The 14,304-nt window shown below is 58.9% G+C and carries 12 protein-coding genes; 2 read left to right on the top strand and 10 right to left on the bottom strand.

Annotation, left to right across the window (positions count from 1 at the left end):
* Window positions 1–249: 249 nt before the first annotated feature.
* The 9 genes from M2366_RS10165 to sdhC all read right to left on the bottom strand — a co-directional run bounded on the left by M2366_RS10165 (window position 250) and on the right by sdhC (window position 10,701).
* Window positions 250–687, bottom strand: coding sequence for a YcgN family cysteine cluster protein (locus M2366_RS10165; protein WP_259236221.1), 438 nt, complete (start codon window positions 685–687; stop codon window positions 250–252).
* A 266-nt stretch (window positions 688–953) separates the two neighbouring features.
* Window positions 954–1,826 carry a succinate--CoA ligase subunit alpha gene (sucD, locus tag M2366_RS10160; protein WP_042039826.1) on the bottom strand — a complete coding sequence of 291 codons (873 nt, stop codon included), beginning with the start codon at window positions 1,824–1,826 and terminating at the stop codon, window positions 954–956.
* The gene (gene sucC / locus M2366_RS10155; RefSeq protein WP_042039825.1) at window positions 1,826–2,992 is read right to left on the bottom strand and encodes an ADP-forming succinate--CoA ligase subunit beta; all 1,167 of its coding nucleotides are present in this window, start codon (window positions 2,990–2,992) and stop codon (window positions 1,826–1,828) included. Before sucC ends, sucD begins: the two co-directional genes overlap by 1 nt.
* A 92-nt stretch (window positions 2,993–3,084) precedes the next feature.
* Window positions 3,085–4,269, bottom strand: coding sequence for a 2-oxoglutarate dehydrogenase complex dihydrolipoyllysine-residue succinyltransferase (gene odhB / locus M2366_RS10150; RefSeq protein WP_224430440.1), 1,185 nt, complete (start codon window positions 4,267–4,269; stop codon window positions 3,085–3,087).
* Between the two features lie 33 nt (window positions 4,270–4,302).
* Window positions 4,303–7,113: a 2-oxoglutarate dehydrogenase E1 component gene (sucA, locus tag M2366_RS10145; protein ID WP_259236131.1), complete on the bottom strand. Its 2,811-nt coding sequence runs from the start codon at window positions 7,111–7,113 to the stop codon at window positions 4,303–4,305.
* Window positions 7,114–7,240: 127 nt separating this feature from the next.
* Window positions 7,241–7,957 carry a succinate dehydrogenase iron-sulfur subunit gene (locus M2366_RS10140; RefSeq protein WP_005896885.1) on the bottom strand — a complete coding sequence of 239 codons (717 nt, stop codon included), beginning with the start codon at window positions 7,955–7,957 and terminating at the stop codon, window positions 7,241–7,243.
* 248 nt (window positions 7,958–8,205) lie between these two features.
* On the bottom strand, window positions 8,206–9,972 hold the full coding sequence (gene sdhA / locus M2366_RS10135; RefSeq protein ID WP_042039819.1) for a succinate dehydrogenase flavoprotein subunit: 1,767 nt from the start codon (window positions 9,970–9,972) through the stop codon (window positions 8,206–8,208).
* A gap of 1 nt (window position 9,973) precedes the next feature.
* Complete coding sequence (sdhD, locus tag M2366_RS10130; protein ID WP_005896890.1) at window positions 9,974–10,318, bottom strand: succinate dehydrogenase, hydrophobic membrane anchor protein; 345 nt, start codon at window positions 10,316–10,318, stop codon at window positions 9,974–9,976.
* Window positions 10,312–10,701 carry a succinate dehydrogenase cytochrome b556 subunit gene (sdhC, locus tag M2366_RS10125; RefSeq protein ID WP_042039818.1) on the bottom strand — a complete coding sequence of 130 codons (390 nt, stop codon included), beginning with the start codon at window positions 10,699–10,701 and terminating at the stop codon, window positions 10,312–10,314. The genes sdhD and sdhC overlap by 7 nt, the downstream gene beginning before the upstream one ends.
* A 434-nt stretch (window positions 10,702–11,135) precedes the next feature.
* On the opposite strand from sdhC, the gene M2366_RS10120 reads away from it, so the two are divergent.
* Window positions 11,136–12,422 carry a citrate synthase gene (locus tag M2366_RS10120; RefSeq protein WP_224430441.1) on the top strand — a complete coding sequence of 429 codons (1,287 nt, stop codon included), beginning with the start codon at window positions 11,136–11,138 and terminating at the stop codon, window positions 12,420–12,422.
* 100 nt (window positions 12,423–12,522) lie between these two features.
* Window positions 12,523–12,840 carry a DUF4377 domain-containing protein gene (locus tag M2366_RS10115; protein WP_042039816.1) on the top strand — a complete coding sequence of 106 codons (318 nt, stop codon included), beginning with the start codon at window positions 12,523–12,525 and terminating at the stop codon, window positions 12,838–12,840.
* Between the two features lie 68 nt (window positions 12,841–12,908).
* Here M2366_RS10115 and fbp read toward each other — a convergent pair whose 3' ends face one another.
* On the bottom strand, window positions 12,909–13,937 hold the full coding sequence (fbp, locus tag M2366_RS10110; protein WP_042039815.1) for a class 1 fructose-bisphosphatase: 1,029 nt from the start codon (window positions 13,935–13,937) through the stop codon (window positions 12,909–12,911).
* Window positions 13,938–14,304: the final 367 nt, after the last annotated feature.

Here is a 14,304-nt window from a genome sequence, read left to right as displayed (position 1 = left end):
CACAGGCGCAACCGTCTCTTCCCTGATCTGACTGCATTACCACCCTCCCCGTGCCACTCTGCCGGACTCGCGACTGCCCACCCATTGCCAGCTCGCGGCCTGTCTTGATAACCCCACGCCAGCAGAGCCTCAGACCTAGATCCTTAGCTAAGAGCCCAGAGTCACCCTCGTGGCATTCGAGCAAACCCGGACGCCAGAAACGGCAAGAGCCACCTGGGTGGCTCTTGCCAATAGCAGAAAGCGGCTGGCTCAGCTGGCCCAGGTGATGATGTGATCTTCCCATTCACCGGCGTCACGCTCATGGATGACCTTGCCGCGCACCGACTGCCCCGCCTGGTGCATGGCGCTGCGGCTGCCGGTGATGAGCGGGTGCCACGCCGGCAGGCTCTGCCCCTCGGCCAGCAGGCGATAGGCACAGCTCGACGGCAACCACTGGTACTCGTCAATCTTGTCCACCGTGATCTGCAGGCAGTCCGGCTCCTTCTTGAAGCGATTGTGATAGTCGGAGCACTGGCAGCTCTTGGTGTTGAGCAGGTTGCAGGCCACGTTGGTGAACACCAGTTCGTCGGTGTCGGCATCGATCAGCTTGTTGAGGCAGCACTTGCCGCAGCCATCGCACAGGGACTCCCACTCGGCATTGGTCATCTGCTGCAGGGTCTTTTCCTGCCAAAAAGGCGTTGGCTGCATATTATCGACTTGCTGCATGGAAGGGGGCTCGCTAAATAGACCAGGAAAGCGCGTGGTTATACCCCTTTTGGCCCGATTATTCAAGGTGAAGGGTTGTAGTGGTCGAATTATCACGGACATTATTTTGTCATCCGGTTTGAAGCCGTATGACCACTCCCCTTTGAGGGCAACTGTCAGGTGAATACCATCACCATACCTATTAAGCGCCATAAAAAATGCCGACCCTAGGGTCGGCATTTTTATCAGAGATAACGGGCTGACAGGAATTACCAGCCGGTTACTTCGCGCAGGGCCTTGCCGATGTCGGCCAGGGAGCGCACGGTTTTGACACCGGCATCTTCCAGGGCGGCAAATTTCTCTGCTGCCGTGCCTTTACCGCCGGCGATGATGGCGCCAGCATGGCCCATACGCTTGCCAGGAGGCGCGGTGACGCCTGCGATGTAGGAGACGACCGGCTTGGTGACATTGGCCTTGATGTAGGCAGCGGCCTCTTCTTCGGCACTGCCGCCGATCTCGCCGATCATCACGATGGCTTCGGTCTGCGGATCGTTCTGGAACATCTCCAGGATGTCGATGAAGTTGGAGCCCGGGATAGGGTCGCCACCGATACCGACGCAGGTGGACTGGCCGAAGCCTTCGTCCGTGGTCTGCTTGACCGCTTCATAGGTCAGGGTGCCGGAGCGCGACACGATACCGACTTTGCCCGGCTTGTGGATGTGACCCGGCATGATGCCGATCTTGCACTCACCCGGGGTGATCACCCCCGGGCAGTTCGGACCTATCATGCGCACGCCGGTTTCCTGCAGCTTCACCTTGACGTCCAGCATGTCCAGGGTCGGGATGCCTTCGGTGATGGTGACGATGAGCTTGATGCCGGCATCGATCGCTTCCAGGATGGCGTCTTTGCAGAACGGAGCCGGGACATAGATGACGGAGGCAGTGGCGCCAGTGGCTTCCACGGCATCACGCACAGTGTTGAATACCGGCAGGCCCAGGTGAATGGTGCCACCCTTGCCTGGCGACACGCCGCCGACCATCTGGGTGCCGTAGGCAATCGCCTGTTCGGAGTGGAAAGTACCCTGGCCGCCGGTGAAGCCCTGGCAGATGACCTTGGTATCTTTGTTGATCAGAACGCTCATTATTTGGCCTCCGCTGCTTTAACCACTTGCTGCGCTGCGTCAGTCAGACTCTTGGCGGCGATGATGTTGAGGCCGCTTTCGGCCAGTTTCTGGGCACCCAGTTCGGCATTGTTGCCTTCCAGACGCACCACGACGGGCACCTTGACGCCCACTTCCTTGACCGCGCCTATGATGCCTTCGGCAATCATGTCGCAGCGCACTATGCCGCCGAAGATATTGACCAGTACGGCTTGCACCTTGCTGTCAGACAAAATGATCTTGAAGGCCTCGGTCACGCGCTCCTTGGTGGCGCCACCGCCGACATCCAGGAAGTTGGCCGGTGAGCCGCCGTGCAGGTTGACGATGTCCATGGTACCCATGGCCAGACCCGCGCCGTTGACCATGCAGCCGATGTTGCCATCCAGCGCCACATAGTTCAGCTCCCACTGGGCGGCGTGCGCCTCGCGGGGGTCATCCTGGGAGGGATCGTGCATCTCGCGCAGCTTGGGCTGACGGTACATGGCGTTGGCGTCGATGTTGATCTTGCCGTCCAGGCAATGGAGGTTGCCCTTGTCGGTGATCACCAGCGGGTTGATCTCCAGCAGCGCGAAGTCGCAATCCTGGAACATCTTGCCCAGACCCATGAAGATCTTGGTGAACTGTTTGATCTGCTCGCCGTTGAGGCCCAGTTTGAAGGCCAGTTCGCGGGCCTGATAAGCCTGCGGGCCTACCAGGGGATCGATGGCCGCCTTGTGAATGAGCTCAGGGGTCTCGTGGGCAATCTTCTCGATGTCCACGCCACCTTCGGTAGAGGCCATGAACACCACGCGGCGGCTGCTGCGATCGACCACGGCGCCCAGGTAGAGCTCCTTGGCGATGTCGGTGCAGGATTCCACCAGGATCTTGGTGACCGGCTGACCATTGGCATCAGTCTGGTAAGTGACCAGATTCTTGCCGAGCCAGTGTTGGGCAAAGGCACGGATCTCATCCTTGCTCTTGGCCAGTTTGACGCCGCCCGCTTTACCGCGGCCACCGGCGTGCACCTGGCACTTGACGACCCACATGTTGCCGCCAATCTTGTCGGCAGCTTCCGCCGCTTCTTGCGGGGTAGCGCAAGCATAACCTTCGGAGACCGGCAGGCCATATTTGGCAAACAGCTGTTTTGCCTGATATTCATGCAAATTCATGATGTTCTATCCGTGTTGTCGTTATATCCGTTGGGGTGTTTCTCAATGCCCCTGCGATAGGGGCCCGGACAGGCCCCTATATTCTTGTGTGATCAGACGTCCAGCAGCAGACGGGTCGGATCTTCCAGCAACTCCTTGATGGAGACCAGGAAGCCCACCGACTCACGACCGTCGACGATACGGTGATCGTAGGAGAGGGCCAGGTACATCATCGGCAGGATTTCCACCTGGCCGTTTACCGCCATCGGGCGGTCCTGGATCTTGTGCATCCCCAGGATGGCGCTTTGCGGCGGGTTGATGATCGGCGTGGACATCAGGGAACCGAACACACCACCGTTGGTGATGGTGAAGTTGCCACCGGTCAGCTCATCGACGGTCAGTTTGCCGTCGCGGCCCTTGCCGGCCAGCTCCTTGATGGCTTTTTCGATGTCGGCCAGGCTCATGCTGTCGCAATCGCGCAGTACCGGCGTCACCAGGCCACGGGGGGTGGAGACGGCGATGCTGACATCGAAGTAGTTGTGATAGACGACGTCATCACCGTCGAGCGCCGCATTCACTTCCGGGTAGCGCTTGAGGGATTCGACCACGGCCTTGACGTAGAAGGACATGAAGCCCAGCTTGATGCCGTGTTTCTTCTCGAAGATCTCGCCGTACTGCTTACGCAGCTTCATGATCGGCGCCATGTTGATCTCGTTGAAGGTAGTCAGCATGGCGGTGGTGTTCTTGGCCTCCAGCAGACGCTCGGCGATGCGCTTGCGCAGGCGGGTCATGGGCACGCGCTTCTCGGTGCGCGCCGCCAGCGGTGCCACCGCGGCGACCGGGGCAGCGGCCACCGGCGCGGCGGCAGGCTTGTTACCGCCCTTGATAAAGGCTTCCACGTCTTCCTTGGTGATGCGACCACCCTTGCCGGTGCCGCTGAGTTTGGCGACGTCGATGGCATGTTCGGCCACCAGACGGCGCACCGAGGGGCTCAGATCGTCAACCGCGGCATCGGCCGAGGCCTCGACCGGCTTCTCTTTGGTCTCTTCGCCCGCCACGGGGGCAGCCTTGAGCATGGCGATCAGCTGGCGGGAGAGCACGGTCGCCCCTTCGGCCTGCAGGATGTCACCGAGAATACCGGCTTCTGGCGCCGGGACTTCCAGGACAACCTTGTCGGTCTCGATGTCGACCAGTACTTCATCACGGGCAACCAGATCCCCTGGGCGCTTGTGCCAGGTGGCGATGGTGGCGTCGGCCACTGATTCCGGCAGGTCCGGTACCTTGATCTCGATAGTCATGTAATCAGTTCCTTGTTACTTCTTGTTCAGGGCTTAGGCCAGAGTAAGGGCATCTTCCACCAAGGCTTTCTGCTGCTTGGCGTGGACAGACATGTAACCGACCGCGGGTGAGGCGGAGGCCGGACGACCAGCGTAACGCAGGGTAGCACCGGCTTGCAGCACGCCATCGTAGTGATGACGGGTGCTGTACCAGGCTCCCTGGTTCTGCGGCTCTTCCTGGCACCAGACAAAATCGGTGACGTGGGCGTAATCGGCGAGGATGGCGCGCACTTCCGCTTCCGGGAAGGGATAGAGCTGTTCGATGCGCACCAGGGCCACGTCTTGCTGCTCGGCCTTGCGACGGGCATCGAGCAGGTCGTAGTAGACCTTGCCGGAGCAGAACACCACCCGTTTGACCCCTTTCGGATCCAGGGCATCGATCTCGCCGATGGCATTCTGGAAGGTCCCCTCTGCCAGCTCTTCGAGCTTGCTGACCGCCAGCGGGTGGCGCAGCAGGGACTTGGGCGACATCACGATCAGCGGACGACGCATGGGACGGATCACCTGGCGACGCAGCATGTGGTAGACCTGGGCCGGGTTGGAGGGCACACAGACCTGCATGTTGTGCTCGGCACACATCTGCAAGTAGCGCTCCAGACGGGCGGAGGAGTGCTCCGGGCCCTGGCCCTCGTAGCCGTGAGGCAGCAGCATGGTCAGGCCACACATCCGGCCCCACTTCTGCTCACCGGAGGAGAGGAACTGATCGATCACCACCTGGGCACCGTTGGCAAAGTCGCCAAACTGCGCTTCCCAGATGGTCAGACCGGTCGGCTCAGTGGTGGCGTAGCCGTACTCGAACGCCAGCACAGCCTCTTCGGAGAGCACAGAGTCGTACACCTCGAACGGACCTTGTTCGTCACTGATGTTGCACAGCGGGGTATAGGTGCTGGCATCTTTCTGGTTGTGCAGTACCGCATGACGGTGGAAGAAGGTGCCACGGCCGGAATCCTGCCCAGTGATGCGGATGCGAGAACCCTTGTCGACCAGGCTGGCGTAGGCCAGGGTCTCGGCGAAACCCCAATCCAGCAGCTTGTCGCCGGCGGCCATGGTGCGCCTGTCTTCATAAATCTTCTCGACCTGACGCTGCAACTGATGCGCCACCGGATACTGGCTGACCCGTTCACCCAAGGATTTGAGTTCGTCGAGGGGCAGACCGGCGTCATAGGGCATGGCCCAGTCGTGACCCAGATACGGGGACCAGTCGACGGAGTGCAGCTCCATAGGGCGCCACTCTTTGACCACCCGCTCCCCCTTGTCCAGGGCATCGCGGTACTCGTTGACCTGAGCCGTCGCCAGTTCCTGACTGACGATGCCTTCGGCAACCAGCTGATCGGCGTAGATCTTGCGCGGGGTCGGATGCTGCTTGATCTTCTGGTACATCAAGGGCTGAGTCGCACTCGGCTCGTCGGCCTCGTTGTGACCGTGACGACGGTAGCAGACCAGCTCGATCACCACGTCACGCTTGAAGGTGTTGCGGTAATCCAGGGCAATCTGGGTGACCAGCACCACGGCTTCCGGATCGTCACCATTGACGTGCAGCACCGGGGCCTGAACGGCCTTGGCGATGTCGGTGCAATATTCGGTGGAGCGCACGTCACGCATGTTGGAGGTGGTGAAACCCACCTGGTTGTTGATGACGATGCGCACTGTCCCGCCGACGCCATAGGCACGGGTCTGGGACATGTTGAAGGTTTCCGCCACTACCCCTTGCCCGGCGATGGCCGAGTCACCGTGGATGGTGATGGGCAAGACGCTTGCGCCATCCTTGTCACCCCGTCTGTCCATGCGGGCACGGACGGAGCCGATGACCACAGGGTTGACGATTTCGAGGTGAGAAGGGTTGAAGGCCAGCGCCAGGTGGACGTTGCCACCCGGGGTGGCGAAATCGGAGGAGAAGCCCATGTGGTACTTCACATCCCCGGTGCCCCAGGACTCGCCATGCTTGCCGGCGAACTCGTCAAACAGCTCCTGAGCACGCTTGCCGAGCACGTTGATCAGCACGTTGAGGCGGCCACGGTGGGCCATGCCGATGACGGCTTCCTTGCAACCCTGCTCACCGGCGCGACGGATCAGCTCTTTCAGCATGGGCACCATGGCATCGCCCCCTTCCAGGGAGAAACGCTTGGCGCCGGGGAACTTGGCACCCAGGTATTTTTCCAGCCCTTCGGCGGCGGTCAAGTTCTCGAGGATGCGGGTCTTCTCTTCCAGGCTATAGCTGCCCTTCCCTTCGATGGATTCGAGGCGGTCTTGTAGCCAACGCTTCTCTTCGGTGGAGGTGAGGTGCATATAGTCGGCGCCGATGGAGCCGCAATAGGTCTTCTTGAGCGAGGCGACGAGATCGGAGAGCACCATGGTCTCGCGACCGATGGCGTAGGAACCCACATTGAAGGTGGCCCCCATGTCTGCGCCCTGCAGGTTATGGAAAGCCGGATCGAGTTCGGCAACGGTTTCCCGGGCCCAGAGACCGAGGGGATCCAGCTTGGCGTTCTGGTGACCACGGAAACGGAAGGCATTGATCAGTTGCAGTACCCGCACCTGTTTGGCATCCACTTGCGGATCGGACACGGCGGCACTGAAACGGGAGGGGTCCTTGGCCAGACGACGGAAATAATCGCGGACCTGAGAGTGGGGTTGTTCGACCGCGTGACCATTGACTTGGGGCAGCGAAGCAAAAATGCTGCGCCACTCGTCGGCGACGGATTCGGGATCGTCCAGGAAGGATTCGTACAAATCCTCTATATAGCTTGCATTCGCACCAGCCAGGTGAGATGACTCCAACCAGGCCTTCATCACGCCGTTATGCATGTCTATCCCTTGTACTTCTTGTCACTGCCGCTTGGCAGTTTTTGTAGGGGTCAAACAGCCACCCTTCCAGGGGTTGAGTGGCCATCCAGAGGTCGGGCCCCTGCCCTTGCGGCGGGGCCCTGGCTTATTACACAGCCCGATTAAGCAACATCGACTTGATGTGACCGATGGCCTTGGTCGGGTTCAAGCCCTTGGGACAAACGCTCACGCAGTTCATGATGCCGTGGCAACGGAAGACGCTGAAGGCATCATCCAGATTGCCCAGACGCTCGGTCGCTGCACTGTCGCGGCTGTCGGCCAACCAGCGGTAGGCGGCGAGCAGGCCAGCGGGGCCGATGAACTTATCCGGGTTCCACCAGAAGGAGGGGCAAGAGGTCGAGCAGCAGGCACAGAGGATGCATTCGTACAGGCCGTCGAGCTTGGCACGCTCTTCAGGGGATTGCAGGTGCTCACGCACGGGCGGCAATTTATCTTCATTGATGAGGAAGGGTTTCACCTTCTCCCACTGGGTGTAGAACTGGGTCATGTCTATCACCAGATCCCGGATCACCGGCAGGCCTGGCAAGGGGCGGATCACCACCTTGCTACCCTTCTTCAGCAGATCCGACAGCGGGGTGATACAGGCAAGACCGTTCTTGCCATTCATGTTGATGCCGTCCGATCCACAGACCCCTTCGCGGCAAGAGCGGCGGAAGGACAAGGTGGGATCCAGCTCTTTCAACTGGATCAGTGCATCGAGCACCATCATGTCGGAACCTTCAGGAATATCAAGACGATAATCCTTCATATGGGGGGCGTTATCAACGTCCGGGTTATAGCGATATACCGAGAATGTGACGTTCATTGTGCTTTGCTCCGCAATCAATATGTCCACGCCTTCGATGAGAGATGGGAATGCCTCCCACCCCTTCACAGACCGGCCAGGCGTGGCTCCGCAATCAGCAGGTCCACGGCTCCGATGAGGGCTGGGAATGCCTCCCACCTCTTCACAGTCCGGCCAGGCATGGCTCCGCAATCAGCAGGCCAACGGCTTCGATGAGAGATAGGAATGCCTCCCATCTCTTCACAGACCGGCCAGGCCTGGCTCCGCAATCAGTAAGTCCGCACCTTGGGTGGGAATGCCTCGCGAGTTTTCGGAGACATATTGACCGCGCGACGGGTCATGGACTCAGTGTCCGGATGGTAGAGGCTGTGGCACAGCCAACCCTCATCGTCACGCTCCGGGAAGTCGAAGCGGCTGTGGGCGCCCCGGCTCTCGGTACGGAAGTTAGCCGCAACCGCAGTGGCAAACGCCGTCTCCATCAGGTTGTCCAGCTCCAGACATTCGATGCGCTGGGTGTTGAACTCCTTGGAGGTGTCATCCAGACGGGCATTTTTGAGACGCTCGCGGATGCGCTTCAGCTCGGCCAGCCCTTCTGCCATGGCATCCCCTTCGCGGAACACCGAGAAGTTGCGCTGCATGCAGTCCTGCAGGTCCTTGCGGATCTGGGCGGGATCTTCGCCATCACGGTTGGCTTCCCAACGATTGAAGCGGGTCAAGGCAGCCTCTAGATCGGCTTCTGACGCCTCGCGGCCATGCTCCATGTCGCCCAGGGTATTGACCAGGTGAATACCGGCTGCGCGGCCGAACACGATGAGATCCAGCAGGGAGTTGCCGCCCAGACGGTTGGCACCGTGTACGGAGACGCAAGCGATTTCACCCACGGCGAACAGACCGACCACGGGCACGTCATTGCCGTCCTTGTCCTGACTCAGACACTGACCATTCACGCTGGTCGGCACGCCGCCCATCATGTAGTGGCAGGTCGGGATGACAGGGACAGGCTCGACGACCGGATCCACGTGGGCGAAGGTACGCGACAGCTCGCAGATACCTGGCAGACGAGATTCGAGCACCTCTTTGCCCAGATGATCCAGCTTGAGCTTGACGTGCGGACCCCAGGGGCCATCGCAGCCACGGCCTTCACGGATCTCGATCATGATGGAACGGGCCACCACGTCACGACCGGCCAGGTCTTTGGCGTTGGGGGCATAACGCTCCATGAAGCGCTCACCGTCTTTGTTGAGCAGGTAACCGCCTTCACCACGGCACCCTTCGGTGACCAGCACCCCTGCTCCGGCGATACCGGTGGGGTGGAACTGCCAGAACTCCATGTCCTGCACACCGACCCCGGCGCGCAGCGCCATGCCGACACCGTCACCGGTGTTGATGTGGGCATTGGTGGTGGACTGGTAGATGCGACCGGCACCGCCAGTGGCGAGCACGGTGGCCTTGGCCTTGAAGTAGACGACTTCGCCGCTCTCCATGTCGATGGCGGTGCAGCCAACGATGTGGCCGTCCTGGTTCTTGACCAAGTCCAGGGCATACCACTCGGAGAAGACGGTGGTCTTGCTCTTCACGTTCTGTTGATAGAGGGTGTGCAGCAGGGCGTGACCGGTACGGTCTGCCGCAGCAGCAGTACGGGCGGCCTGCTCACCACCGAAATTCTTGGACTGGCCGCCGAAGGGGCGTTGATAGACACGGCCGTTATCGAAGCGGGAGAAGGGCAAGCCCATGTTCTCCAGCTCGTAGACAGCTTCCGGGCCCGTCTTGCACATGTATTCGATGGCTTCCTGATCACCGATGTAATCGGAACCTTTGACCGTGTCATACATGTGCCACTGCCAGTTGTCGTCATGGGCGTTGCCCAGCGCAACCGTGATACCGCCCTGGGCGGATACGGTATGAGAGCGAGTCGGGAACACCTTGGACAGCAAGGCACAGCTCTTGCCAGATTGGGCGATTTGCAGCGCGGCGCGCATGCCAGCGCCACCGGCGCCAATCACCACGGCATCAAATTCACGAGTTGGAATAGTCACCTTATACACCCCACAGCACGACGAACGCCGTCATCAGATAGACAAACAAGACCACTACCAGGGCAAATTGCAGCGCGCCCCGCAGACCTACCGGCTTGATATAGTCGGTCAGCACCTGCCACAGACCGATCCAGGCATGGATCAGCACAGAGAACAGGGCCAACAGGGTGAACACCTTGGTGAAGGTACTGGCGAAGAAGCCGACCCAAACGTCATAGGTGATGTCGTTGAAGGCGACGAATCCCACCAGATAGAGGGTGTAAAACGTCATGATGAGAGCGGTGGCGCGGATCAGGATGTAATCGTGAACGCCGCTGCGCCCGAAGGTTGCAGAATTGGTTACCATACCAGTACTCCCGCCAATACCGCCAAAACGCCGGTGATCACGAAGGCCACACGGGCGCTCTGTGAGCCGGATTCCAACTCTTCCCAATAGCCCATATCCATGATCAGGTGACGTATACCAAGCACGATGTGGTAGGCGAGCGCCGTCAGGATCCCCCAGAACACGAGTTTGACCAGGATGTTGTCCAGGATGGACATCACTGTGTCAAAACCCTCGGGAGAGGAAAGGGAAGTACCAAGCATCCACAGCAAGATGGAAAGCGCCACAAAGGTGATCACCCCTGAGACACGATGCAAGATGGAAGCGATGGCGGTGACAGGAAAGCTGATAGTCTGTAGGTCGAGGTTTACAGGTCTCTGTTTATTTTTCACGGCTTTGCCCACTCAGCTCCATTGAGCACGTTAGTTATTGTTTTCACAAACTATTGAGGGCACGGAGTGGCATTTGTTAGGTTTTTGTTACCAAAACAACTCGGAAAAGCCAAAAATAACATTTTCATTATCACATCTGGCTTTGCGAAAGCGTTTCAAACACCGACAGCCATCACCCACGAGGCGCAGTATATCGGCGGGCTTAACCAATGACAATCAAATAGCTACAAAGAAAACCCAAAACCGTAAACCAGATCTCACATCCTGTTTAACAAGGCATTAATGATCATTCAGCAAAATTGACAAGGAGGGGGATCTCTGGTTCAAATAAGGCGCTCCAGCCGCCCCCCGGGGAAGAAAAGGGTGAGAAACCCTTTTGCCTGAGTCATCAATCTCGTAATAGAGTACGACTGGAACTAATTATAAAAGAGCAAAGGAGACGTGCTATGGCTGATAAAATAGCCACCCTACACTTACCCGGAAAAGAGCCGGTCGAACTGCCGATCCTGTCCGGAACCCTGGGACCCGATGTGATTGACGTCAGAAAATTGGGCGCTCAGGGCTATTTCACCTTCGACCCCGGCTTTATGGCCACAGGTTCTTGTAAATCCTCCATTACTTACATCGATGGCGATCAGGGTGTCTTGCTGCACCGTGGTTACCCCATTGCCCAGTTGGCCACCCAAGCTAGCTATCTGGAAGTCTGCTACATATTGCTCTACGGCGAAGCGCCGACCAAGGCCCAGTATGCCGAGTTCGAACGCATGGTCATGCGCCATACCATGGTCCATGAACAGATCGTTTACTTCTTCCGCGGTTTCCGCCGTGATGCCCACCCCATGGCCATCATGTGTGGTGTGGTCGGTGCCCTGTCCGCCTTCTATCATGACGCCCTGGACATCAACAACGAACAGCACCGCGAGATCTGCGCCTTCCGCCTGCTCTCCAAGATGCCGACCCTGGCTGCCATGAGTTACAAATACTCGGTCGGCCAGCCCTTCATGCATCCGCGCAACGGCCTCTCCTATGCGGGCAACTTCCTGCATATGATGTTTGGGGTGCCGACCGAAGAGTACAAGGTCAACCCCATCGTCGAGCGCGCCATGGATCGCATCTTTACCCTGCATGCGGATCACGAGCAGAACGCCTCCACCTCTACCGTGCGACTGGCGGGCTCCTCTGGCGCCAACCCCTTCGCCTGTATCTCCGCCGGGATCGCCTCCCTGTGGGGTCCGGCCCACGGTGGTGCCAACGAAGCCTGTCTCAAGATGCTCGAAGAGATTGGCTCCGTGGATCGCATCCCCGAGTTCATCGAGAAGGCCAAGGACAAGAACGATCCTTTCCGCCTCATGGGCTTTGGTCATCGGGTCTACAAGAACCACGATCCCCGTGCCCAGGTCATGCGTCAGACCTGCCACGAGGTACTCGAAGAGCTGCAGATCAAGGATCCGCTGCTGGCCGTGGCCATGGAGCTGGAACGCATTGCGCTGTCCGACCCCTACTTCATCGAGAAGAAGCTCTACCCGAACGTGGACTTCTACTCCGGTATCATCATGAAGGCCATCGGCATCCCGATCACCATGTTCACCGTGATCTTCGCCATGTCCCGTACCATCGGCTGGATTGCCCACTGGAACGAGATGCTGTCTGATCCGGATCAGAAGATTGGCCGCCCGCGTCAGCTCTATGTCGGCGCGTCCGAGCGCGAATTCACTCCTCTGGAGCAGCGCTGATCAGCGCAATCCACATCGGGTGATCAACAAGGCGGTCATTGACCGCCTTTTTTTTTCGCGTTTTAATCCTCGCTTGAATTTGTCAACGAGGCCCTATCCCATGAAATTCCCCGTTCTCGCCGCCGCCCTGATCCTGACCGGTTGCCAACAGGCCCCTGCCCCTCAGGGTGAGACCCTCTTCGTCAATGCCGCCCTGGTGCCCTGCACCGGAGTCGCCCCCATGCAGTGCATGCAGGTCAAAGAGAGCAAGGATCAGGACTGGACGCTGTTTTACAGCCATATTCAAGGCTTTACCTTCGAGCCCGGCTATCTGTACGAGCTGAAGATTGCCAAGTTCAAGGTCGATAATCCCCCCGCCGATGCCCCCAACATCCGCTACGAGCTGTTGCAGATGGTGAGCAAGCAAGCGGCTGATTGAGCCCCATCGTGCATAGAAAAAGGCCGCTTTCGCGGCCTTTTTTCATGCTGACATCCAGGCTATCTGACTCAGCTCTTGTTCTCTTCGTGGGCGGAGAACTCAGCCATGAAGGCTTCGGCCCGCTCGACCATGCGGGTCGAGCCCACGAAGTAAGGGGTACGCTGATGCAGGGCGGTCGGTTGTATGTCCATGATGCGACGGAAACCGTCAGAGGCCTTGCCGCCGGCCTGCTCCACCAGGAAGGCGAGCGGGTTGCACTCATAGAGCAGACGCAGTTTGCCGTTGGGTGAGTTGGTGCCGGACGGATAGATGTAAATGCCACCCTTGAGCAGGTTGCGGTGAAAGTCCGATACCAAGGATCCGATATAGCGGGCGGTATAGGGTCTGTGGGTTGCCTCGTCCAGCTCCTGACAATACTTGAGGTACTTCTTCACGCCGTCCGGGAACTTGATGTAGTTACCCTCGTTGATGGAGTAGATCTTGCCCTCTTGAGGGACGCGCATGTTCTCGTGGGAGAGGCAGAAGCAGCCGATGGAGGGATCATAGGTAAAGCCGTTGACCCCGAACCCAGTGGTATAGACCAACATGGTGGAGGAGCCATAGACCACATAGCCAGCTGCAACCTGTTGATGGCCCGGTTGCAGGAAGTCATTCAGATGCACTGGCGTGCCTGGTTCGCTGACCCGGCGGTAGATGGAGAAGATGGTGCCGACCGAGACATTGACGTCTATGTTGGAGGAGCCATCCAGGGGGTCGATCAGCACCACATATTTGGAGTGCGCCGAGAGGGCCGAATCGAAGGCGACGAAGTCCTCCTCCTCCTCGGACGCCATGCCACACACCTCTCCCCTCGCTTCCAAGGCCGCCTTGAAGCGCTCGTTGGCGTAGACATCCAGCTTCTGCTGCTCTTCACCCTGCACATTTTCGGCGCCGACCGACCCCATGATGTCGGCCAGGCCCGCCTTGTTGATCTCCCGGTTGACCACCTTGGCTGCGAGGCGAATGGAGCTGAGCAAGGAGCTGAGTTCGCCGGTCGCGGTCGGATAGTCCGCCTGTTTTTTGACGATGTACTCACCCAGGGTGATCATGTTCTTCATTATGTTTCCTTTGAGCGTTTCCGTTGGCGTTGGCGTTGAAAACGTTTGCAGGGCCGCACAAAAAAAGTGCCGAGCCCGGCATCGTTGTTATGTAACCCAATGTAACGTTGAAAATTTGTTTTTGCAGCGAATTAACTCGTTGAAATTATGTTCAAAACTGCCAATCACATGGCGCTAAATCCCGTTTAAATCACTAATTTCAGGGCAGCATTCCCTAGTTAATTCGCTGTGATACATCTCGAGCCCTTGATGACGACGCTTCTTCGTCACCCAGGCCGCCTCTGCGCCTTCCCCTGCCCGGCTGGCTGGCGACTTGCCGCCGTCCGCCGGATGTGAAGGCCATCGGCATCGGCTCCCCCCTTGAGCT

The sequence above is a fragment of the Aeromonas sp. BIGb0405 genome, assembly GCF_024807335.1.
Classification (GTDB): Bacteria; Pseudomonadota; Gammaproteobacteria; order Enterobacterales; family Aeromonadaceae; genus Aeromonas; species Aeromonas rivuli.
Note: the sequence above shows the minus strand (reverse complement) of the source record. Positions and strands in the feature narration are given on the sequence as shown.